The sequence below is a fragment of the Campylobacter sp. IFREMER_LSEM_CL2101 genome, from assembly GCF_025771825.1.
Classification (GTDB): domain Bacteria; phylum Campylobacterota; class Campylobacteria; order Campylobacterales; family Campylobacteraceae; genus Campylobacter_D; species Campylobacter_D lari_C.
Window position 1 is genome coordinate 20,780 of the sequence record NZ_JAKMQZ010000011.1, and the last position, 22,915, is coordinate 43,694.

Sequence of the window (22,915 nt, forward strand, 5' to 3'; positions counted from 1 at the left end):
TATTTTATTTTTAATTTTAAATTTATTTTGATAAGAATATACTTTTTTAATTTCTTAAATTTAAAGGAGAGAAAATGAAAAAGTTTAGTTTTCTTACAAGTTGTGTACTTTTTGGTGCTTTGCTTAATAATGCTTTGGCTTGCACTACTATTTTAGTGCCAAATGAAGCAAGTAAAGATGGCTCTATGCTAGTTGCAAGAAGTGCTGATAGTAAAGCAGATAAAGCACAGGTTTTTTTAATCCATCCAAGAGTTGAAAATCAAAAAGGTATTTATAGCACTAAGGCACATCAAGGAATGAATGATTTTACCTACCCTTTACCTGCTAAATCTTTTCAATATAGCACTATAGCTAATTGGCAAAGTAAATTACATGGTGCTACTGGTTTTAATGAAAAGGGTGTTGGGATAAGTGCTACTGAATCAATTTATGCAAAAGATGAACTTTTAAAATTTGATCCTTATAATGAGAAAAATGGTATTAGTGAAGATGATATTTTAGATGTTTTGCTTCCAAGAATTAAAAGCGCAAAAGAAGGTGTTTTGTTATTGGGTGATATTATAGAAAAGCAAGGAGCTGCTGAGGGCTTTGGAGTAGCTTTTGTGGATTCTAAAGAAATTTGGTATTTAGAAAGTGCTACAGCACATCAGTGGATGGCTGTAAAAATTCCTAATAATTCGTATTTTGTTAGCGCAAACCAGGGTAGGTTGAAGCAATTAAAATTTAACGATGAAAATACCTTGCATTCTAAAAATTTAATAAATTTTGCCGTCATTCATAAAGCGTATAATCCTAAAGTAGATAAGGATTTTGATTTTTTTAAAGTTTATACAAGAAATGATGATAGAGATTTAACTTATAATTATCCTAGAGTTTGGTGGATACAAAAAATGTTTAATCCATCTTTAAATCAAGATGTAAAAAATGGTGCTAATTTTAATGTGTTTTTACAACCTGAGCAAAAACTTAGTGTGGATGATTTAAAAAAAGCTTTGAGATCACACTATGATGGAACAAAATATGATCCATATACAAATTTCAATGAAAATGAAAACATTTACCGTGTTGTGAGTGTGTTTAGAACTTATGAATCTCACATCATGCAAGTTAGACCGTGGCTTCCTAAAGAAATAGGTAGGTTAAATTATGTCGCAATAGGAATGGCTGATTTGAGTGTGTATTTGCCTTATTATTTTGGTAATGATGAGTTTATTGCAGGATATCAACAAGGAACAAATGAAGCTGATGATGAATCAATTTATTGGATTTATCGCAAGTTGCAAACTCTTGTAATGAGTGATTATAATAAGTATGCTCCTATTGTAAAAAATGCTTATGCTAAATTTGAAAAAGATACATCTTTAAAACAAGAAGCTATGGAAAAAGAATATTTAAGTTTTTATCAAAAAGATAAGAATAAAGCAAAGCAAATTTTAGTTGATTTTTCACTACAAAATCAAAAGGAAGCTAAAAAACTTACTCAAGATTTAACAAATCAAATTTTTACTCTTTTAACAAGAGATACAGATATAAAATACAAATCTCTTAATAAAAATAAAAAAGATTAATGATATAGCCCATTTTTGGGCTATAATACTCTAAAATAATTTTAGAGTGATTTTAATGACAAGATATAAAACAAGACAAATAAAAGTAGGTGATGTTCTAATAGGTGGTGATGCTCCTATTTCAGTGCAATCTATGCTTTTTACTAAAACAAGAGATATTGAAGGTTGTTTAGAGCAACTTAACAGACTTTATTTTGCTGGCGCAAATATAGTGCGTTTGGCCTGTTTGGATATGGCAGATGCAAGAGCTTTAAAAGAAATCAAAGCAAAAAGCCCCTTGCCTTTAATAGTGGATGTACATTTTAATCACAAGCTAGCAGTCTTTTGCGCTGAATTTATCGATGGGGTGAGAATTAATCCAGGAAATATAGGCTCAAAAGAAAATATCAAAGAAGTGGTGCAAGCTTGTAAGCAAAGAAAAATTCCTATTAGAATAGGGGTAAATCATGGTTCTATAGAAAAACAATTTAGCGATAAATATGGTTATAATATAGAAGCTATGCTCGAGAGTGCTTTGTATAATATAAAATTACTAGAAGATTTAGACTTTTTTGATATTAAAATTTCTATGAAAACTTCAGATGTGCAAAATACCATAAAAGCTTATGAAGCTCTAAGACCACTTTGTGATTATCCGTTTCATTTAGGAGTTACTGAAGCAGGAACTAAATTTCATAGCACGGTTAAAAGCTCGATTGCCTTAGGAAATTTACTTTTAAAAGGTATAGGCGATACAATGAGAGTTTCTATGACAGGGGAACTTGAAGAAGAGATTAAAGTAGCAAGAGCGATTTTGCAAGATAGTGGAGTGCAAAAAAGTGGAGTAAATATCATCTCATGCCCAACTTGTGGAAGAATTCAAAGTGATTTGATTAAAGCGATTAAAATAGTAGAAGAAAAAACCAAACATATAAAAGAACCATTAAATATAAGTGTTATGGGTTGTGTTGTAAATGCCTTGGGTGAGGCTAAGGGTGCTGATGTGGCGATTGCTTTTGGAAAAAATCAAGGCTTAGTTATAAGACATGGCGAAGTGGTAGCAAAATTAAAAGAAGATGAACTTGTGGATAGATTTTTACTTGAAGTAGAAGATGAGGTAAAACTTAGAGAAAAAGATTAATTTTTTTCTAAGTAAGTTTTTTGCATATTTTGTAATTTTTTAGAAATTTTTACTTTATAAATACTTGGATTTTGAAGTTTTTTTAGTTTAAAATCCAAACTACCAACACTTTTTTTATGATACTCTTGAATATTTTTCAAGTTAGGAAGCTCATAGATTAATTTTCCATCTTTAAAAATAAGCTCATGTAAATTTTTATATGTATAACCTTGGTAATTTTTAATACTTTCATCATGTGTATATAAAATATCAAAACTTGCTTTATTTTCTTTATAATACCTTATAAGTTTTTTAAAATGTGGCAAGGTTGTTTTGCTTGAGCTTGCGCTGATTTTTATTTTAGGGATGATTTGATTGTTTTTTTCTAATGCAACAAGCTTATAAACAGCTCCAAAAATAGGCGAGCTTGCTGAAGTAATAAGTTTTTCTCCAATACCAAAAGCATCGATTGGAGCTTTGTTTTTTAGTAATTTTTCTATGAAAAACTCATCTAAAGCATTACTAGCTATGATTTTGCATTTTTTTAAGTTAGCAAGATCTAGTTTTTTTCTAATATATTTAGAGATTTTCAGCAAATCTCCTGAGTCAATACGGATGGAATAATTTTGCATAGAATTTTGCGCATTTAACTCATTAAAAACTAAAATAGCATTTTCAATACCTTTTTTATAATCATAAGTATCAATCAAAAGACTTATATTATCTTTATAAATTTGACAATATGCTCTAAAAGCACTTAGCTCATCATCAAACATTTGTACCCAAGCATGAGACATGGTTCCGCTAATAGGAATATTAAATTTTTTCCCAGCTAAAGTACAAGCACTTGCATGAAAACCACCTATAAAAGCAGCTCTAGCTCCATTTAAAGCTGCACTTTCTCCATGGGCTCTACGAGAGCCAAATTCTAAGAGTAATTTTTCTTTTGCAATTTGAGTAATTCTGCTAGCTTTAGTGGCAATTAGACATTGATGATTTAGGGTTAAAAGTATGAAAGTTTCTAATAATAAAGCCTCTATTATAGGCGCTTTGATGATCATTAGTGGTGTGTTGGCAAAAACACATTCACCTTCTTTAACACTTAGTATATCCCCGCTAAATTTTAAGGTTAAAAGGTAATTTAAAAAATCATCATCAAATTTGTGAGTATTTTTTAAAAATTCTATATCGCTTTGAGAGAAAGAAAAATGATTAATATAATTTATGATTTGTTCTAATCCACAAAAAACAGCATAAGAAGCATTATCGGGAGCTTTTCTAAAAAAAACTTCAAAATAAACAATCTGCTTATGCATATTTTGTTTAAAATAAGCATAAGCCATACTTAGTTCGTAAAAATCACATAATAATGAAGAATTCATATAAGGATTTTTACTAAAAAATTAATCCATTTGGCGACGCAAGAAAGCAGGAACGTCAAGTTGAGAAATTACTTCTTCATCAAATCCACCGCTAGCTTTGCGCAAATTCATATAGCTATTTTTTTTACTTTCTTCTTGTTCTTTAGCACTTTCTATTTCAGCTTTATCTTCAAAACCTGTAGCAATGATAGTTACTTCAACACGATCACCCATACTCTCATCAGTAGTTGCACCAAAGATTACTTTTGCATTTTCATCTGCTATATCGCTAATGCTTTGAGTAGCTTGTGAAATTTCTATCAATGAGCATTCAGGACCAATTTTATAATGGATAATTACGCCTTTAACGCCTTTCATAGTCATACCATCTAATAATGGAGATTCTATAGCACTTGATAATGCGTCCATGATAGCATTTTCACCTTCTCCATGACCCACGCCCATTAGCGCTAAACCTCTGTGGCTCATAACAGTTCTAACATCAGCAAAGTCAACATTAATATCGCCATCTTCTAAAAGGATAGAAACCATACCTCTAACAGCTCTAGCTAAGATATCATCAACTAGTTTAAATGCTTCTTTTATGCCTGCTTTTTTTGGAAGTATACTAAGAAGTTTTTCATTTTGGATTACAATGATAGAATCACTTTCTTTTTTTAATTCAGCTAAGCCAGCTTCTGCTAATTTTTTTCTTTGTTTTCCTTCAAATGCAAAAGGCATAGTTACAACTGAAACGGTTAATGCACCTACTTCTTTAGCAGCTTGTGCTACAACAGGAGCTGCACCTGTACCAGTTCCACCACCAAGACCTGCTGAAATAAACACTATATCGCTTTGACTTAAAGCAGCTTTTACTTCTTCAAAACTTTCTCTTGCGCTTTCTGCTCCAATTTCTGGTTGCATTCCAGCACCCAAACCCTTGGTTTTTTTCTCACCTAGTTGAATTCTAGTTTTTGCTAAAGATTTAGCTATGGCTTGTGCATCAGTATTAGCTGAAATAAGATCAAGATCATGCAAGCCCATATTTACCATATGATCTATCATATTACCGCCACCGCCACCGCAGCCTATGACTTTTATTTTTGCACCTTTTGCGTGTTGCATTTCTTCTACTAGATATTCGCTCATTGTATCTCCTATTAGAACTGGTTTATTAGTTTATTCCAAAATTTATGCATAAAACCTGATTTTTTATCTTTTTTGGTTTCAACTTTTGCTAATTCTGTTTTTTCCTCTTCAAAGTCTTTTTGATCTTGGAAAATTTCTTCAAAATCTTTATTTTCTTTTTCGTGCTCTTCTATGGTGAGATTTTGTTTAATCTGTTTATTGATAAATTCAGGTTCTCCTTTATATCTTAGTTTCTCATTAGAGTCTAACTCATAAGGAGTAAAATGTCCACCACCATATAAACAAAGACCTATAGCGCAGCTATTTTCTGCATCTTCAAAAATTTCTTTAAAGCCATCCATAGTATCTTTTTTTGCGGTCGCTATTCTAACAGCTTTATTATCAAAATAAGCTGAAGCAAGTTTGTCAAGTCCTGCAAATTTTGTCATTCCACCTGTTAATACTATGCCTGCTCCTGCTTGATTTGCACAAGCATTATCGCTTAGCATTTTAGCTAAAATAATAATAGTTTCTTCAATTCTTGCATAAATTACATTAGATATAACTTCTACTGAAACTTCATTTTTTCTTTTTTCATCACCCATGTATGGAATTTGTATGATCGAGTTTTCATTTTGTGCTAAAGATGCGTAATTTAATTTTAGTTTTTCCGCTTCTTTTGGTGGGGTATGTAAAGCTATGGATAAATCATTAGTGATATTTACTGAACCAATTTGTAAGCATTCATTATAGCGTATAGAATTACCCGCATGAATGACCATATCACAAACTGCTCCACCCATATCGATTAAAATAGCACCTAATTCTTTTTCACTATCATCAAAACATGCAATAGAAGAAGCATATCCTGAAAGAACGATGTTATCTACTCTAAGATCAGCAAGCTCCACGGCTTTTTTTAGATTTTTAATATGCACTTCTTGTGAGATTACAATATGTGTAGAAACTTCAAGGCGATTTCCGCTCATTCCTAAAGGATCTTCTACATGTTCAAGATCATTTACTTTAAAATTATAAGGCAATACATGAATGATTTCATATCCACTAGGTATATTTGCAGTATGTTTTGCTGTGCTTACTGCTCTGTGAATTTCTTTAATACCTATTTCATGATTTGGTATATTAACCACACCTATGCTATCTACGCTTTTTGCATAAGCACCTGAAATAGATACAATTACCTTATCATAATGCACACCTGACATCATTTGTGCATCGGCTACTGCCTCTTCTATAGATTTTGAAGCAAGTTCTATATTGGTAATTGCTCCTTTTTTTATACCATTTGATTTTGACTTTCCAAAACCAATGATTTTAAGTCCTTCTTCGCTTTTTTGTGCTAATATGGCGCAAGTTTGTATTGAGCCTAAATCAATTCCTAAAATATTCAATTTGTATTTCCTTTATAATAGCGTTGAATTGGATATAATTCTATAAGTTTTTTTAATAATTCTTCCTTAAGTAAAGCTTGTTTAGTTTGTCTGGCACTTTGCTCTATGATGAATTTATAAATTTCTTCTTTATTTTTATTTTCTAAAGTTTGTTTTGTGATTTCATAAACAATTGCTTTATCATCAAACAATACATAAGATTTAGCTTTGTTTGAGTCAAATACATGCATTAAAAACTCGCTAAATTCAGTATCATTCATCATATCACCTACTTTTGCATTTTTAGCTGAGTCGCGACTATAAGTTCCTATGTCTATGCCTTGGAAATTATCTAGGGCAAGTTTTGCTTTTTCTTCTAATAAGGCTTTAGTTTTTTCTTTAATGTAAAGTTTACTTACTTCGTTTTTAGCTTGCTCAAAAGTCATAGTTTGTATAGGATTTATTTTTATAACTTTTGCAACCATATAGCCATTTTCAAATTTAAAAGGTTTGATAAAATCATTTTCTTTAGCTTTTTGTATATTTTCTAAAGGATAATAAATATCAGCATCGCTGATTGTGATATTTTTATCAAAATTAAGCTCATTTTTTCTTAAAGCCACATAGCTTTCATTGGCTTTAAGTTTAAGTTTAGAAAGTTTTAAATCTTTTATCACTTTATCTTTGCTTTGTTCTAGACTTAGAATTTTCCCTGCAAAATCTTTATAATCATTTTTATTTTCTTCATAGTAAGCTTGGATTTCTTTATCATCAACTTTGATTATATCAGGGTTTAAAAAATAAGTTGCAAGTTCGTAGCTTTTTTGTGTTTTATAGAGTTCTTTATTTTTCTCCCAAGTTTGTTTTAACTCTTTTTCATCAATTGTTATATTTTTGTTATCAAGTTTTATAGCTTGGACTTTTAAACTATCTTGCATTAAAAAACTTGCACCAAACATATCAAGCTCATTTGGTTTGATTTGTAAATTTAAAATAGCATTGATTTTTTTAAGTAACAACTCATCATGAATGATTTTTTCATAAGTTTTTGGTGTATAGTTGTTTCTTGCAAGTAGATTGTAGTATAAATTTTTATCAAAAACACCTGAAGCATTATGAAAGATTTTTTGATGTGCTAAATCATAAGCAATTTCTTCCTCGCTCACATTTAAACCCAAAGTTTTAGCATAAGAAAGTAGTAATTTTTCTTGTATAAGTTCATTGATAGCTTGAGTATCCAAGCCATCTTTTTGTGCTTGTTCTTGTGTGTAATTGCCATTGTTTAGTTGAGAATAATAGCTAAATAATTGAGAATATTTGAGATTAAACTCATCATAGCTTATTTTTTCATCGCCTACTTTTGCAACAGAATTAGATCTATCGGTGTTAAAATCATAACTTCCCCAGCCAACAAAACCTGCTCCAACAAAAGCAATAACACTAATCCAAATAGTAACAACTAAATATTTTTTATGATGCTGCATCCAAGTGAGCATTTTTACCCCAATCCATAATTAAATAAATTAAACCATACATTATAGATAATTTGTGATTAATACAAAATTAATTTTACATAGATTATGATAAATTTGTTTCAGCTAAATGGATAATTTTGCAAGAATTTTCAATTAAATCTATAATTTTACCTAATTCATAACTTGTTCTACCATAAGCAAATATGCCATAACCCTTTACAACGACAAAATTTTGCTTTTGTTCTAGCATATAACGATAAATTTCAGTTTGTGATCTATCCTCCCAATCTTCATAACTTTTAGGATTATAAACTCGAATTTCTTCTAGAAAAATTTCACCAAAATAATCCTGAGGTGCTATAAAATCATGATTTAAACTCATGGATAAGGTATAAGCTGGGCAAGCAAAACATACAAATTTGGCTTCAGGTATATTCTCATATATACTTTTATGGATTTCAGAGTCATTGCTAGCTTCATTCCAACTATAGTCTTTTGCAAATTTTAAAATGCTTAGATTTTTTTCATCTAGCTGATTTAAAAAAGTGTCATTTTTATTTATAATAAAAGAGCTTTGGGATAGTTTTGCTGAAACTGAACCATGGCAAATCCCAAAAAAATTTTTTTTAAACATTGAAGTAGAAAGCATTTTAATTTGAGAAATAATATTTTCTTTATTCATTAAAAACCTTGTTTTAAACTTTGCTAAGATATTATACTAAAAAAATTAAAAGGTTTATTTTGCAAAGTCCACATATTCCTGTTTTATTACAAGAAGTTTTAAATGCTTTTGATGATTTTGATAGTGGAGATTTTTTAGATTGTACTTTGGGTTATGGAGGGCATTCTAAGGCATTATTACAAACTCATGAGAAATTAAGATTGATTGCTTGCGATAAAGATTTAGAGGCTTTAAATTTTTCTAAAGAGTTTTTAAAAAATTTTCAAGATAGGATAAGTTTTAATCATATAGGTTTTAAAGATATTTTAACTCAAATTCCAACGCAAAACTTAAGAGGAATTTTAGCTGATATTGGTGTATCTTCTTTGCAGCTTGATAAAAATGATAGAGGTTTTTCACTAAATTCTGATTTTTTAGATATGAGAATGGATCAAAATAATCCTTTAAGTGCTAAAGAAATAGTTAATTCTTATAGCAAGGAAGCTTTGGAACGAATTTTTAAAGACTATGGAGATCTAGCGCCGGTTGCTTCAATGCTTGCTCAAAAAATTATCAATGCAAGAAGTCAAAAAGAGATTGTAAGCGCAAAAGAATTAAGTCAAATTATAGGAAATGCTAAGTTAAAAGGACGCAATGTATCTCTAGCTTTGCTTGTATTTCAAGCTTTACGTATAGAAGTAAATAATGAACTTGGTGAGTTAAAATCCTTACTAGAAAATATAGAAAAAGCAAAATTAAAAGATTGTAAATTAGCTATTATTAGCTTTCATTCTTTAGAAGATAGAATAGTAAAAAATACTTTTAAAAGATGGGAAAAAGACTGTATTTGTGATGAAAGAGCCATAAAATGTGAATGTGGTAAAAATCATAGTCTTGGGAAAATTTTAAGTAAAAAAGCTATAAGTGCCTCCAAAGAAGAAATAAGCTATAATAGCAGATCAAGTTGTGCAAAAATGAGAATTTTTTATTTTAGGTAAATAATGGTTGAAGATGATTTTTTAAAAGAAAAACAAAATATACGTGAAAAAATGTTGAAATATTCTAGGGCTATTAAAGAAGGTAGGCCTTATGAAGAATATGAGCAAAATTTTAATGAAAGTGATCGTATATTAAAAAATAGAATACAACGCAAAAAAAGACCCAAATTTACAGATTTTGATGAAGAATATGAAGAAAAACCTAAAAAACAATCTGCAATTTATTTAAAAGAAGATTTGATTAATGTTAAATTAGAAGAAAAAAAACCTTTTAAACTTCAACTTAATTTTTTCAAAAAACAAAAAGAAAAATTTGATAAAAAAAATATTGCAAATTCTAAAACGCTTAAAAGTGGCAAATTGCCACAAGAAGTAAAAAAAACAGAAAAAAAGCAAGAAAATAAAGATCCTATTCAAATATCTAAAATTCTTACTCAAAGTAATGTTTTCGTCACTTCAAAATTTCAAGATTTAAAAGAAAAAAGAAAAGAAAAAGCTAAACTCAAACAAGAATTAAAAGAGCAAAAAAAAATCGAACAAGAAAAAATAAAAAAAGCTCAAGAAGAATTAAAAGAAAAAGAAAAATTAGCCAAACAAGAACAAAAAATTTTAGAAGAAAAAGTAAGACTTGAAGAAAATCAAGAGTATAATCAAGAAGATAAATATGAGCTTTTAGATAGCATAGTAAGTGAGGAAAATAAAAATTTAAGTCCTAAAAATTTATTATATGCAGGTTTAATGATAGCATTTGCTTTGTTGATATTTTTCCCACAAATTTATATTAGAAATCAAATTTATTATGTTAGTAGAGATATAGCGGATTTAAGATCGCAAGAACTTGTTTTAGATGAAGAAAACAAAGAGCTCCAAAGACAGCTTGAAGCGCTATATTTTCAAAATCAAGTTTTAGACTTTTTAGATTAATCTTGTGTTTGAATGATTTTTTCTAAAACATATTGCTCGAGTTGATTTTTTGGAATTTCTTCTTTAATGGCTTGATTGTAAATATTTTCTGCTATTTTTGAGTATTTTTCATAAGCAAAATATGGAAAATGCAAAGCCCAAGCTTTTTTTAATAATCTTTTGCTTATTACTTTTCTAGTGTAAATTTTAAAAATATCATAGCCAATAAAAACACAAGCGGTGACAAAAATAGCACTTAAAATACTAATATGAAAATCAATAATTGTCAAAAAATAATGTGTAATTAAAATTAGAGGAATGATAATTAAAGCACAAAAAAATGCATAAATAAGATAAGAATTAAACACCTTAAATTTAAAATTTAATTTCGCAGGATCTACCATCATACCTTCATTAAGTAAGGCGTTTGCTTCTAGTAAATCTTTTAAATTAACAGGTTGGTTTGAAACTTTAAAAATAAAGTTTAAAATAAATTCTTGTATTTTCATTGTTTTACCCAAAATTAGTATGTGATTTTTGTGATTTTAACATTTTTGTTTTTAAATAAGCTAAATTTTTAAGTCTTGTAAATGAAATCTTGTGTTAAAATTTATATTATTTTAATATCAAAATGGAAGAAAAATGGCAGATTCTAGATTTATGATGAATGTAAAAGGCATAGCTAAGAGTTTTATACCTAGAAAAATTTATCAAAATCAATTACAAAATATTTTAAAAGAAATTTTAAAATTAAAAAATATAGATAACATTATTACTCGTTTAAATTATTATAATCTGCAAAATGATTTTTTTGATATAAAAAAATTTGAAAATTATGAAAAAATAGGAAAATTTCCTTTTAAAAAAACTTCCTATGCTTATGATGCTTATGCAATCAGTAAGTATTTTGATGATGATTTTTTATGGATTAAAGGTTTTGGGGATATTAGTTATAATCTTAAATATCCAAGTATAGCTAAATCAAGACCGGTTGAAAATGGTTTTAATAATATCATTTTAAAATTAGACAAAAACAGACATTTTGATTTTATACAGGATAAAAACCAATTTGAAGATAAAAAAGATTTGCTTTTTTTTAGAGGCGCGATTTATCAGCCTCATCGTATTAAATTTTTTGAAAAGTATTTTGATAATCCTCGTTGTGATATTGCTCATGTTGGTGGTAGAAAAATTCAAGCCGAAAAATGGATTAAAAATTTAAATTTTAAAATTAGCAGAGCCTATCAAACTCAGTTTAAATTTTTACTTTCATTAGAAGGTAATGATGTAGCAAGCAACTTAAAGTGGGCGATGAAAACAAATTCTTTAGTTTTAGCCCCCAAAATGCGTTATGAAACTTGGTTTATGGAAGGAAAGTTAGTTCCAAATGAACATTTTGCTTTGATTGATGATGATTATGAAAATGTAGAAGCTTTGCTTGATTATTATTTAGCTAATCCATGCAGAGCAAAAGAAATCATTCAAAATGCCCATGCTTACATAGAGCAATTTTTAGATGAAAAGATAGAATTTTATATAGGAATTTTAGTTTTAGCTAAGTATTTTTATTATTCTAATCAGCTTGATTTACCAAAAGATATTATTGATTTATTTGATTAAAGGAGGATTTGTGCAAGAAATGGAAATGGTGTTTTTAAATGATGAGTTTGTAAAAGCTAGTGAAGCTAAAGTGAGTGTTTTTGATAGAGGTTTTATCTTTGGAGATGGAATTTATGAAGTAGTTCCTGTGGTAAATGCAAAAATAGCTGACAAAGAAGAATTTTGGGAGCGTTTTGAGCGCAGTTTGGCTCAAATTGAATTACAAATTCCTTATATAAAAGAAGAATTTGAAAATATTTTAGAGCAATTAATCATTAAAAACTCTCTTAAAGAAGGCGGGCTTTATATGCAAGTTACTAGAGGAGTTGCTAATAGAAATTTTGCTCTTTTAAAGGGATTAAAACCTACTATTATGGCTTTTGCTTTTGAATGTAAGGTGATTGAGCATGAGTATGCTAAAAACGGGGTGAGTGTTATTTCAACAGCTGATTTAAGGTGGAAAAGAAGGGATATAAAATCAATTTCTTTATTAGCTCAATGTCTTGCAAAAGAAGAAGCTATAAAAGCTAAGGTTTTTGAAGCATTTATGGTAGAAAATGCTTTGGTAACGGAAGCTTCTAGCAGTTCAGCTTTTATTATAAAAGATAAAACTTTAATCACTAAGCCATTTTCTAATGAAATTTTGCCAGGAATTCGCCGTAAAAATATATTAAAATTTGCCAAAGAACTTGATCTTAAAGTAGATCAAAGAGCTTTTAGCATGAAAGAAGTGTATGAAGCTGATGAGGTGTTTATTTCCGCAGCTACTTTTTTGATTTTGGGTGTTATAAAAGCAGATAGCAAGGTGATTAATGATGGTAAGGTAGGTTTTTATACTCAAAAGCTAAGAGAAAAATATGTAGAAAAAATACAAAAAGAGGTTTTTTAATCAAAACCCGCATTAGTAAATTCTTTAGGATTATCAAGAGCGTAGTGGAATTTTTCCCAGTCTATTTGTTTATCCCAAATAGCTACGATTAAAGCTGCTACGCTATTTCCACATAAATTTCCCACCGCACGAATTTCAGACATAAACTTATCTACGCCCAAAAGTATAGAAATAGCAGCCACAGGTAAAACCTCTCCCAAGCTTGCACCTAAGCCATTATTAGCTTCTGCTATATGCATATTAGATAAAGCTGCAAGTGTGCTTCCTAGTATGATAAAACCTGAACCAGTTACACCAACAGCACCTTTTGAGGCTATCATTAATACGATTAAAATGCTAATTTCATGTGTTAAAGAAAGCTCTACATTAAAAGCTTGTGCAAGGAAAATCAAACTCATAGCCAAATAAATATTAGTGCAATCAAGATTAAAACTATATCCAGTTGGCAATACCAAACCCACAGTGGCTTTTGAAATTCCTGCTTTTTCAAGCTTTCTCATAAGTGGAGCTAATGCTGATTCGCTAGAACTTGTAGCAAAAACTATCAAAACTTCTCTTGAAATAAAACGCATAAATTTAAAAATATTAACTTTAGCAATAAAACAAATAATTCCTAAAACCCCAAAGATAAAGAGTAAAGAAGCAAGTAACATAACAATAAGCAAATATCCTAAATTTAATAAAGAATCAAGCCCATATTTTGCCACTAAAAAAGCCATCGCAGAAAAAGCGGCAATAGGAGAAAAATACATAATGATTTCTAGAATTTTAAAAACAAAACTTTGCATTATTTCTAAGGTTTTTTGTATAGCTTTTCTCTCATCAATTCTCATAAGCGAAATAATGAAAGCACAAGCTAGAGCTATAACTAAGATTTGTAAAGTTTTTCCCTCGCTAAAAGCAGTGATGATATCAGTAGGTATAGCGTCTTTTAAAATATGCAAAATCTCATTTTGCGCGCTTATTTCTATATTGTTATTGACAAATTGAGCTACACTATCTTTATCTAAGGTGCTTGGATCAAGGTTCATTCCTTTTCCAGGTTCCATAATATTTGCCATAAAAATACCAATAGCTAAAGCAAAAGTACTTACTACTTCAAAGTATAGTAAGGCTTTAGCGCCTATACTTCCAACTTGTTTTAAGCTTTCAAGACTAACAACCCCTAAAACAATAGTTAAAAATATAATAGGCCCTATGAGAATTTTTAAAGCTTGTATAAAATAATCTACCCCGATTTTACTAGCTAGTGCAAGTTCTTTATCTAATAAACCAAGGCTAATGCCAGCTATAATTCCTATAATCACCCAAAAACCTAAATTTTTTAACATTTTTTTGAGCTTGCTTGGTTTTTCATGAGTGATTACTAGCACAAAAACTCCTTGTAATTTTAAAAACAACACATATTAGCAAATAAAAACTTATTTTTGTGATTAAAATAAATAAAAAATAAACAATATTCTTAAAAATAAGAATTTTTTAGCTTATTTTGTAGCTAAAAGTAGCATTTTGTAGTATTTTTGTATTATTTATTATGAAATAAATAATGATAATGTTTATCTAAATTTAAGAAAGCTAGTACTATACTTGCGACTATGATTTTAAAAATGAATATCATTTCGGAGTAAAATAGTGTTTAAAAAAATAAGTTTGTTAATGATTTTTTTATTTTGTTCTATTGTTTATGCTAGAGAGATTGATTATCAAAAAGAAGCCCAAGAAATCAAACAAATTTTAAATGAAAGTATGCTCTTATATAAAGAAAATAAAAATTTAGAAGCAAAGAAAAAAGCAGAAGATGCATATTTTCAGCATTTTGAAACCATGGAAGGTTCTATTGGGCGTAATGTTGGTAGAAAAGCCATTGTTATGGAGCGTAAATTTGTTAATTTAAGAAAGTTATATAAAGATAAAGAAGATTTTTCTAAAATAGAAGCTTTGATTAGTAGTTTGTATTTTGATTTAGATGAAATAGTTCCTATTTTAGAAAAAGGCTTCCAGCTTAAAGCTGAAGCTAGTGATGTAAATTATGATAAAAAAGCAGCTGAAAACTCATCTTTAAAAGCAGAAAAAGAGCGCCAAGCACAAGCTGAAGCGATGTTTGCTGCTTTACTTGGAGAGAATGTTAAAGAACAAACTTCACAAAACTCAACTCAAGGTTTGGCTATTCAAGAGCAAGACACTCAAAAAGATGAAACATTGTTAGCTTTGCAAGAAGCTTCAGCTTTGGATGCAAGGTTGCAATTTTTAATGGACTCTATGATTTCAAAGCTTGATCAGGCTGCATTAGCTTTTGTAAATAAAGACTATCAAAAAGCTAAAGATTTGATTCAATCAGCATTGTTTGAAGATTATAGAAACTCAAAAGTAGAAGTTTTAGTAGCAAGATATACTAAAGCAGGAGTGGATAAAAAAATTCAAACTAAACTTAGAACTATTATAAGAAAAATCAATGCTAATACTTTAGATGAAAAAACTATTAGAGATGAAATTTCAAATATATCAGATTTATTATATGAAGCGTTTTTAGCTTTGCCTAAAGAAGAATTAGCTTTGCTTCAAGTTAAAGGCTTTGATGAAAATACTATGAGGACTAAAAACTATACTAAAGTATATGATGATATGAAAATTGCTCTTAATGATATTTTGCAAAATTATGAGGGATTTAGTTTAAATAGTATAGATGCTTTACAAAATGTGTATTTAGATATTTTTGAAGCAAGTGGTATGGAAAGTAAAATTGGCGCTATTGATAGTGCTTTAAAATTAAAAATAGAAAGTTATTTTTCAAAAGGTGTTGCGCTTATTAAAGCAAGTGCTTCTAAAGAAGAATTAAAACAAAATTTTGACGAGCTTAGTGCCTTAGTGGAAGGCTCTTTGGATAAAATTCAAGAATCCTCACCTATGTCTTTATTTATATGGGCTTTGGGTATTATCTTAAGAGAGGGTTTGGAAGCTTTAATCATCATTGTAGCTATAGTTTCATACCTAGTTCAAAGTGGCAATAAAAAGCGTTTAAATATAGTATATTCAGCACTTTGGAGTGGAGTGTTTTTAAGCTTTGTAACAGCATTTTTTATTTCATGGATTTTTAAAGAACAAGCAGGACAAAGCAGAGAACTTTTAGAGGGCATTACTATGCTTGTGGCTGTTGCATTATTATTTTATGTGGGTTTTTGGCTTTTATCAAATGCACAAAATAAAAAATGGGCAAATCATATAAAAACTCAAGCAGTTGAAGCTATATCAAATAATTCAGCAAAAACCTTATGGTTTAGTGTGTTTTTAGCTGTATATAGAGAAGGTGCTGAAACTATTCTTTTTTATCAGGCTTTATTATTTGATGCAAAAACAAGCACAGATTATAGTTTTATATTTATAGGATTAGCTAGTGGATTAATTATACTTATCATACTTTATTATTTATTAAAAGCTGGTGCTTTAAAAATACCAGTAAAACAATTTTTCTATATAACTTCATACATTATTTTTTACATGGTCTTTGTCTTTACAGGCAAAGGCATTGGTGAGCTCATAGAAGCTAAGGTTGTTACACCAAGCTTACTTCCTTTTGATTTTGAAGGAATTTTATGGCTTGGAATTTATCCTTACTATGAGAGTATCATACCTCAGTTTATGGTTTTAATCTTACTCATTATGGGTATTTTTATAACAAAGCAAATTTCAAATAAAAGGGAAAAAATATGAAAAAAACTTTATTAAGTTTAGGCGCAGCAGCTAGTATTTTAGCTAGTTCAGTTTTTGCAGCAGAGGTGCCAATTGGCGATCCTTATGAGTTAAATGGTATGGAAATAGCAGCGGTTTATTTACAACCAATCGAAATGGAGCCAAGAGGGATTGATCTTGCAGCAAGTTTAGCAGATATTCACCTTGAAGCAGATATTCATGCATTAAAGGGCAATAAAAACGGCTTTCCAGAAGGCTTTTGGATCCCTTATTTAACTATAGCTTATAAACTAACTAATCTTGATAATGGTAAAGTAAAAACAGGAACTCTTATGCCTATGGTAGCAGATGATGGCCCTCACTATGGTGCAAATTTAAAAATGGATACAGGTATAGGAAATTATGAGTTAGTATTTTTAATAGAAAGTCCAGAAAAACAAGGTTTTGGACGCCATGTTGATAAAGAAACAGGTGTTGGTAAGTGGTTTGAGCCATTTTCAGTTAAATATAACTTCAAATACACAGGAAAACCTAAGTGATTTTTCCCTAGCTTTTGCTAGGGTTTATTTATGAAATTATTGATTTTATAAATAAATTCTATCAAAGAAGAGCCTATGTCGATTTATTTTGTACATTTTTTTGGAGTATTTTTTTCTTACGCACTTTTAAGTGCTTTATTTTTTTATAATCTAAAAAATTCTTTAGTGTTTAAGCTTGCTTTTGTGGGTTTTGTTTTTTCTTATTTTGCTTTTTTTATTAGTGCTAAAACACTAAGTTATGATTTGCTGTATTTTTCTAATGATATTTTATTTGTTTTATTGTCTTTGGGTATTATCGTTTTTTCTTTTATGAAAAATAATTTTTTAAAAGAAAAAATTCAAGCAATATTGCTTTTTTTATTATCTTTTGCTTTTGGTATAAAATACTTACATATTTCTATAGATTTTCCTATATTAAGCACTAATTTTTTAGATTCTTTAGCGATTAGTTCTTTTGGGCTTATTTTGCTTGCTTTTGTTGTGTGTTTTGGGACTTATCTTTTTACAAGATGGTTAAGGGAATTTAAATTTAAGTTTTTAAATTTATTTTTATTTATTATTGTGATTTTTTATCTAAATGAAGCTTTAGCTCAAATTTTATTACACCTTATGAGAGAAGGTGTGATAGAAACAGAAAGTTTGTATTTAAGCTATGTGGCAAAAAGTGTATATTATGCTAAATTTTATACATACATATGGTTTTTATTGTTATTTATTTGTATAGTTTTAGCTCTAAAGCAAAGAGTGAGTGAAAATACTAAGAAAAAAGATTTTGATATAGAATTTAGAAAAAATCAAGCAAAAAATTCAACTATAACTAGCTTTAGCGCAAGTATTTTTAGTGCTATGATTTTAAGTCTTTGTATTTTTCTCTTTTATGACTTGCATGCTTCAAGACCGGTAACCATAGATGAACCAACCTATGTAGAGCCAAATGAAAATGATGAATTTGTCTTTGATGTAGCGATTTTAAGAGATAATAATTTACATCGCTTTGCTTATATTAGCGATGAGGGTAAGGTAGTGAGATTTTTCTTAATTAACAAAAGAGAAGATAAAGACTCGCCAGTAGCGGTTTTTGATGCTTGTAGTATATGTGGGGATATGGGGTATGTTAAAAAAGGTGGAGAGTTAATTTGTATCTCATGTAATGTTAGAATTTTCTTACCAAGTGTAGGTAAGGCAGGTGGGTGCAATCCTATCCCTATGAAATATAAATTTGAAAATGGTAAGGTTATTATACCTTTTTCAGAAATTTTAGATGGGGTAAATTTTTTCACTCAAGTAGTAGAAAAGAAAGTTTATGATCCTATTGACAATACCGAGCTTATTAACTTAAAAGCACCAAGATCTTATGTTTATAAAGGAAGAACATATTTTTTTGCGAATGAAAAAAACTATGAAGAGTTTAAAAACGATCCTTTAAAATACATCGATATGAATAAGACTTCAAAATATAGAATTCATAATTTATTAGGAAATGACTATGCAAATTAAGATTGTAAAAAATTCCGTTTTTCAAAATAAAATTCAAAAATCTCTAGCTTTACTAACGATTTTTTTAGCTACTTTACTTATGGCTACTATGTTAAATCTTACTTTGGGCATAGGTAATGAAATCACAAAAGAATTAAGAAGTTATGGATCAAATATTTTAGTTTTACCTAAAGGTGCAAGTTTAAGTGTGGAAGTGGGTAATAAAATCTATGAACCTTTGAAAAATCAAAATTTTTTAGAAGAAAGCAAACTCCATACTATAAAAGAAATTTTTTGGAGAAATAATATCAACGCCTTTGCACCATTTTTAGATACCCAAGTAAAAATTCAAACTCCAAATGCAAATTATGAAAATATCTCTTTAGTGGGAACTTATTTTGATAAGGCTATAAAGGTGCAAGATGATGATGATTTTTATGCAGGTATTAAAGAATTATACAAATATAGTCAAATCAAAGGAAATTACCCAAAAGATGATAGTTTAGATGAAATAATGCTAGGAAAAGACTTAGCGCAAAAATATGATTTAAAAATAGATGATGAAATCACCCTGATACAAAATGAACAATTTTTTAAAGTAAAAATTGTTGGTATTATAGACTTAACTCAAGCCTTTTCAAATAAAATCATTACTTCTTTACTTTTAGCACAAAAGCTTTCTAAAAAAGAAGGTTTATTTGCTAAAGCAGAAGTTTCAGCTTTGACTATACCTGAAAATGATTTAGCACAAAAAGCAAGACGCGATGTAGATAGTCTTGATCAGCTTGAATATGATCAGTGGTATTGCACTGCTTATGTAAGTTCTATTGCTTATCAAATTGCAGAAGATTTTAAAGGTGCTAGCACAAAAGTAGTGAGTGCTATTTCAGATGCAGAAAGTTTGATAGTATCTAAAATTCAATCTTTAATGGCAGTGGTTAGCATTATATGTTTAATTGTAGCTTCCATAGCTATATCATCTTTAATGAGTGCAGATATTTTTAGAAGAAAAAGTGAAATAGGACTTTTAAAAGCTTTGGGTGCTAGCACTTTGCAAATTTATATGATTTTTGCACTAGAAGGGGTTGTGGTAGCTTTAGTTGGAGCAGTTTTTGGTTTTGCTTTTGGCATGGGAGTTTCAGAAGTTATTGCTCTTAGTATATTTGATCATATTATTGCTATATCTTGGATTATTTTACCAATTTGTTTATTTTTTGCAGTACTTATAGTATTTTTAGGTTGTTTGTTTTCTATCAAAGGAATTTCTAAACTTTCTACTTCAGAGGTTTTATATGGCAAATAATTTTTTTATACAAGAGGTTTTTAAATCTCTTATTTTTTCTTATAAAAGAGTTTGTATTATCTTTATAGCTGTGTTTATGGGTGCTATGGTTAGTGCTTCATTTTTTAATATTTATTTTGATATTGACATAAAATTATCTAAAGAATTAAAAGCTTATGGGGCTAATTTTATCATCACGCCAAAAGATGATGAGTTTTTAAGCATGGATGAATTTAATCAAGCCAAAGAAAACTTGAAAGCAAAGGCTTTAACCCCATTTTTATATGGTTTTTATAATCTTGAAAGCTCAAGTGCAGTGGTAGTTGGGGTTGATTTTGCAAATTTAAAGCTTACTAAACCTTTTATGGAAGTTTTAAAAGGAAGTTTTTCTTTGAGTGATTTTAGTGAAGATAGTGCCTTTGTGGGGGCTGATTTAGCTAAACAATTAGAGCTTAAAATAGGACAAGAATTACAAATTTACAACCCAAGTATATCTAAAATAGTCAAAGTAAAAATCAAAGCTATTTTAAGAAGTAACGATGAGCAAGATGGGGTTTTAATCATTTCTTTAAAAAAAGCGCAAGAATTAGCAGCTAAAGAAGTGGTAAATTATGCTCAAGCTATTTTGCTAGGTGGTTATGAAAGTTTAGATCAAAAAGCAAAAGAACTTAGTAAGGGCAATGTAGAAGCCAAAGTCATAGCTTCAGTGTCCATTAGTGAAGGTGTGATTTTAGAAAAGATCAAAGCTTTAATGGCTTTGATTAGTTTAACTATTTTACTCATTAGTTCTTTGAGTGTAAATACCACTCTTAGTGCGGTGATTTTTTCAAGAAAAAAAGAAATAGCCTTACACCTTGCACTAGGGGCTAAGCATAAAGAAATCATCAAGCTCTTTGGAGCTGAAGTATTTATTTTAAGTTTAAGTGCGAGTTTGCTTGGTGCTTTTTGCGGGTATTTTTTGGCAAATATTTTTGGGTATTTGATTTTTAATGCAAGTATAGATTTTAGATTGCTTTCGGTATTTTTTGCAGTACTTGTTTCTTTGGTATTTGCATTTTTTGCAAGTATCTTACCGCTAAAAAAAGCTTTAAAAATCAATGTTTGTGAAAATTTAAAGGGTGAGTGATGAAAAATATTATAAAAATTTCAAATTTAAATCGTAATTTTAATGAAGTTAAAGCTTTACAAAATATCAACCTAGAAGTAAAGCAAGGCGAATGGCTAGCCATTATGGGTCCATCAGGTTCAGGTAAATCAACACTTTTAAATATACTTTCTTTGATGGATACTCAAAGTAGTGGGGAGTATTTTTTAGATGATAAAGAAGTTGGAAATTTAAGCGAAGAAGAAAAAAGCGTGATTAGAAGAGAAAAAATAGGTTTGATTTTTCAACAATTTCATTTAATACCTTATTTAAATGCCTTAGAAAATGTTATGCTAGCTCAGTTTTATCACTCAAGCATAGAACAAAAAGACGCTATAATGGCGCTAGAAAAAGTAGGACTTTCACACAGACTTACGCATTTACCAAGCCAATTAAGTGGCGGGGAGCAACAAAGACTATGTATAGCAAGAGCTTTAGTGAATGATCCTGAAATTTTATTAGCAGATGAGCCAACTGGAAATTTAGATGAGGCAAATGAAAAAAACATTCTAGAACTTTTTTGTAAATTGAAACAAGATGGCAAAACCATAGTTTTAATCACTCACAATCCAGACTTAGCTACCTTTGCTGATAGAACTATCATTTTAAGCCATGGAGTGATGAAAAGTGAAAATTAAAAGTATAATTTTAGCTTGTTTATGTTTAGTTTTTTTAAGTGCGTGTTTTGAAAACAACAATAAAAATGGTGGTAAAATAGGTCTAAAAGCACCAGAAATCGCAGCAAAAAATTTACAAGGTGAGAAAATCAAACTAGCTGATTTTGATAATCTTATCGTTTTAACTTTTGTGGAGCAAGGTTGTGCATCTTGTTTAAAAGACTTACCACTTTTGGAAAAACTAGCTAACGAATACCCTAAAAAAATGACTATTTTAGCGCTTGATTCTATAGATAAGGGTAAGGATTTTGAAGAATTTGCTACAAAATATGATTATAAAAATATTATATTTTTGCAAGATGATTTAGATATCTCATGGCAAAGATTTAGTGTTTTTGCAGTGCCAACTACTTTTGTTATTAAAGATGGAGTTGTACAAGATAAAATCATAGGAGAAAAACCATGGTCGCAACTAAAAGCTTCTATTGCTTCTTGGCTTTAATAAGCATTTTTTTCTTTAGTGCATGCTCAAATAATGAATTTCAAACCCTAAATTCAAATCAAAACTATACTTTTAAATATGATGGTTTTGAAAAAACCTTAAAAACACAAAATGCAAATCAAGCTTATGCTTTATTTTTTTTCACGCAAGATTGTGGTGCGTGTAATGCGCAAATTCCGATGCTAAATGAACTTTATAGAGAAAGAAATTTTCCTATTTTAGCGGTGTTAAATGGAGTTAAGTTAAAAGAAGAAGCTCAAAAAATTCTTTTGGAAAAAAAGTTAGATTTACCACTTTTATATGAAGCTAAAGCAAGTTCATTTTTGTCTAAAGCTGTGGGTGGAATTTATGGCGTGCCTGTGATAGTTTTTTATGATGAAAAAGGCAAAATAAATGAAAAATTCATCGGACTTACCCCAAAAAGTGTTTTAGAAAATAAGATTAAATTTTTACAATAGATTTAGGTGTTTTATAAAGTATATTTCAGTAAAAAATAATTTAAAAATTTATAACACTATTTTTTACTCAAAAAACCTATTTTACAATATATTCAAGCTCATGTAATATATTCTTATCATACTAATATTTTATTATTT

At 29.1% G+C, this 22,915-nt stretch carries 21 protein-coding genes; 14 read left to right on the forward strand and 7 right to left on the reverse strand.

Annotated elements, in window-relative coordinates; genetic code table 11:
• The first annotated feature begins 74 nt into the window (after positions 1-74).
• Positions 75-1,568, forward strand: coding sequence for a C69 family dipeptidase (locus L8V88_RS06915; RefSeq protein ID WP_263727342.1), 1,494 nt, complete (start codon positions 75-77; stop codon positions 1,566-1,568).
• A 55-nt stretch (positions 1,569-1,623) separates the two neighbouring features.
• Positions 1,624-2,688, forward strand: coding sequence for a flavodoxin-dependent (E)-4-hydroxy-3-methylbut-2-enyl-diphosphate synthase (gene ispG, locus L8V88_RS06920; protein ID WP_412175307.1), 1,065 nt, complete (start codon positions 1,624-1,626; stop codon positions 2,686-2,688).
• Here the strand turns inward: ispG and L8V88_RS06925 are convergent.
• From L8V88_RS06925 to L8V88_RS06945, 5 genes are all read right to left on the reverse strand, one after another.
• A complete protein-coding gene (locus L8V88_RS06925; protein ID WP_263727343.1) occupies positions 2,685-4,049 on the reverse strand; it encodes a nicotinate phosphoribosyltransferase in 1,365 nt (454 codons plus the stop codon). The genes ispG and L8V88_RS06925 overlap by 4 nt on opposite strands.
• A 21-nt stretch (positions 4,050-4,070) precedes the next feature.
• Entirely contained in the window at positions 4,071-5,177 is a 1,107-nt protein-coding gene (gene ftsZ, locus L8V88_RS06930; protein ID WP_039626779.1) for a cell division protein FtsZ, read from the reverse strand.
• Between the two features lie 11 nt (positions 5,178-5,188).
• Positions 5,189-6,568, reverse strand: coding sequence for a cell division protein FtsA (gene ftsA / locus L8V88_RS06935; protein ID WP_263727344.1), 1,380 nt, complete (start codon positions 6,566-6,568; stop codon positions 5,189-5,191).
• On the reverse strand, positions 6,565-8,043 hold the full coding sequence (locus tag L8V88_RS06940) for a peptidylprolyl isomerase (RefSeq protein WP_263727345.1): 1,479 nt from the start codon (positions 8,041-8,043) through the stop codon (positions 6,565-6,567). The genes ftsA and L8V88_RS06940 overlap by 4 nt, the downstream gene beginning before the upstream one ends.
• Positions 8,044-8,125: 82 nt before the next feature.
• Positions 8,126-8,704 (reverse strand): class II aldolase and adducin N-terminal domain-containing protein, encoded by a 579-nt coding sequence (locus L8V88_RS06945; RefSeq protein WP_263727346.1) that lies wholly within the window; start codon positions 8,702-8,704, stop codon positions 8,126-8,128.
• Between the two features lie 59 nt (positions 8,705-8,763).
• On the opposite strand from L8V88_RS06945, the gene rsmH reads away from it, so the two are divergent.
• Together rsmH and L8V88_RS06955 are read left to right on the forward strand one after the other, a co-directional pair.
• The gene (gene rsmH / locus L8V88_RS06950; RefSeq protein WP_263727347.1) at positions 8,764-9,681 is read left to right on the forward strand and encodes a 16S rRNA (cytosine(1402)-N(4))-methyltransferase RsmH; all 918 of its coding nucleotides are present in this window, start codon (positions 8,764-8,766) and stop codon (positions 9,679-9,681) included.
• 3 nt (positions 9,682-9,684) lie between these two features.
• Positions 9,685-10,605 carry a hypothetical protein gene (locus tag L8V88_RS06955; RefSeq protein ID WP_263727348.1) on the forward strand — a complete coding sequence of 307 codons (921 nt, stop codon included), beginning with the start codon at positions 9,685-9,687 and terminating at the stop codon, positions 10,603-10,605.
• Here the strand turns inward: L8V88_RS06955 and L8V88_RS06960 are convergent.
• Positions 10,602-11,093 (reverse strand): hypothetical protein, encoded by a 492-nt coding sequence (locus tag L8V88_RS06960; protein ID WP_263727349.1) that lies wholly within the window; start codon positions 11,091-11,093, stop codon positions 10,602-10,604. The two genes, L8V88_RS06955 and L8V88_RS06960, sit on opposite strands and share 4 nt — an antisense overlap.
• 133 nt (positions 11,094-11,226) lie before the next feature.
• Here L8V88_RS06960 and L8V88_RS06965 point away from each other — a divergent pair, with 133 nt between their 5' ends.
• The gene (locus tag L8V88_RS06965; protein ID WP_263727350.1) at positions 11,227-12,204 is read left to right on the forward strand and encodes a glycosyl transferase family 90; all 978 of its coding nucleotides are present in this window, start codon (positions 11,227-11,229) and stop codon (positions 12,202-12,204) included.
• Positions 12,205-12,223: 19 nt separating this feature from the next.
• Positions 12,224-13,072 (forward strand): aminotransferase class IV, encoded by an 849-nt coding sequence (locus tag L8V88_RS06970; RefSeq protein ID WP_263727357.1) that lies wholly within the window; start codon positions 12,224-12,226, stop codon positions 13,070-13,072.
• Here the strand turns inward: L8V88_RS06970 and L8V88_RS06975 are convergent.
• On the reverse strand, positions 13,069-14,403 hold the full coding sequence (locus tag L8V88_RS06975; RefSeq protein WP_263727358.1) for a cation:dicarboxylate symporter family transporter: 1,335 nt from the start codon (positions 14,401-14,403) through the stop codon (positions 13,069-13,071). The two genes, L8V88_RS06970 and L8V88_RS06975, sit on opposite strands and share 4 nt — an antisense overlap.
• 325 nt (positions 14,404-14,728) lie before the next feature.
• Between L8V88_RS06975 and L8V88_RS06980 the strand changes: the two genes are divergently transcribed.
• From L8V88_RS06980 to L8V88_RS07015, 8 genes are all read left to right on the forward strand, one after another.
• Complete coding sequence (locus L8V88_RS06980) at positions 14,729-16,780, forward strand: FTR1 family iron permease (protein ID WP_263727351.1); 2,052 nt, start codon at positions 14,729-14,731, stop codon at positions 16,778-16,780.
• Complete coding sequence (locus L8V88_RS06985; protein WP_012661874.1) at positions 16,777-17,298, forward strand: ferrirhodotorulic acid transporter, periplasmic binding protein; 522 nt, start codon at positions 16,777-16,779, stop codon at positions 17,296-17,298. Before L8V88_RS06980 ends, L8V88_RS06985 begins: the two co-directional genes overlap by 4 nt.
• Before the next feature lie 75 nt (positions 17,299-17,373).
• Positions 17,374-18,795 carry a Fe-S-containing protein gene (locus L8V88_RS06990; RefSeq protein ID WP_263727352.1) on the forward strand — a complete coding sequence of 474 codons (1,422 nt, stop codon included), beginning with the start codon at positions 17,374-17,376 and terminating at the stop codon, positions 18,793-18,795.
• Entirely contained in the window at positions 18,785-20,077 is a 1,293-nt protein-coding gene (locus L8V88_RS06995) for an ABC transporter permease (protein ID WP_263727353.1), read from the forward strand. The genes L8V88_RS06990 and L8V88_RS06995 overlap by 11 nt, the downstream gene beginning before the upstream one ends.
• Positions 20,067-21,182, forward strand: a complete 1,116-nt coding sequence (locus tag L8V88_RS07000; RefSeq protein ID WP_263727354.1) for an ABC transporter permease — start codon at positions 20,067-20,069, stop codon at positions 21,180-21,182. The genes L8V88_RS06995 and L8V88_RS07000 overlap by 11 nt, the downstream gene beginning before the upstream one ends.
• The gene (locus L8V88_RS07005) at positions 21,182-21,838 is read left to right on the forward strand and encodes an ABC transporter ATP-binding protein (RefSeq protein ID WP_012661870.1); all 657 of its coding nucleotides are present in this window, start codon (positions 21,182-21,184) and stop codon (positions 21,836-21,838) included. The genes L8V88_RS07000 and L8V88_RS07005 overlap by 1 nt, the downstream gene beginning before the upstream one ends.
• Positions 21,828-22,319: a TlpA family protein disulfide reductase gene (locus tag L8V88_RS07010; protein WP_257935924.1), complete on the forward strand. Its 492-nt coding sequence runs from the start codon at positions 21,828-21,830 to the stop codon at positions 22,317-22,319. Before L8V88_RS07005 ends, L8V88_RS07010 begins: the two co-directional genes overlap by 11 nt.
• Positions 22,280-22,777 carry a TlpA disulfide reductase family protein gene (locus L8V88_RS07015; protein WP_318529687.1) on the forward strand — a complete coding sequence of 166 codons (498 nt, stop codon included), beginning with the start codon at positions 22,280-22,282 and terminating at the stop codon, positions 22,775-22,777. Before L8V88_RS07010 ends, L8V88_RS07015 begins: the two co-directional genes overlap by 40 nt.
• Positions 22,778-22,915: the final 138 nt, after the last annotated feature.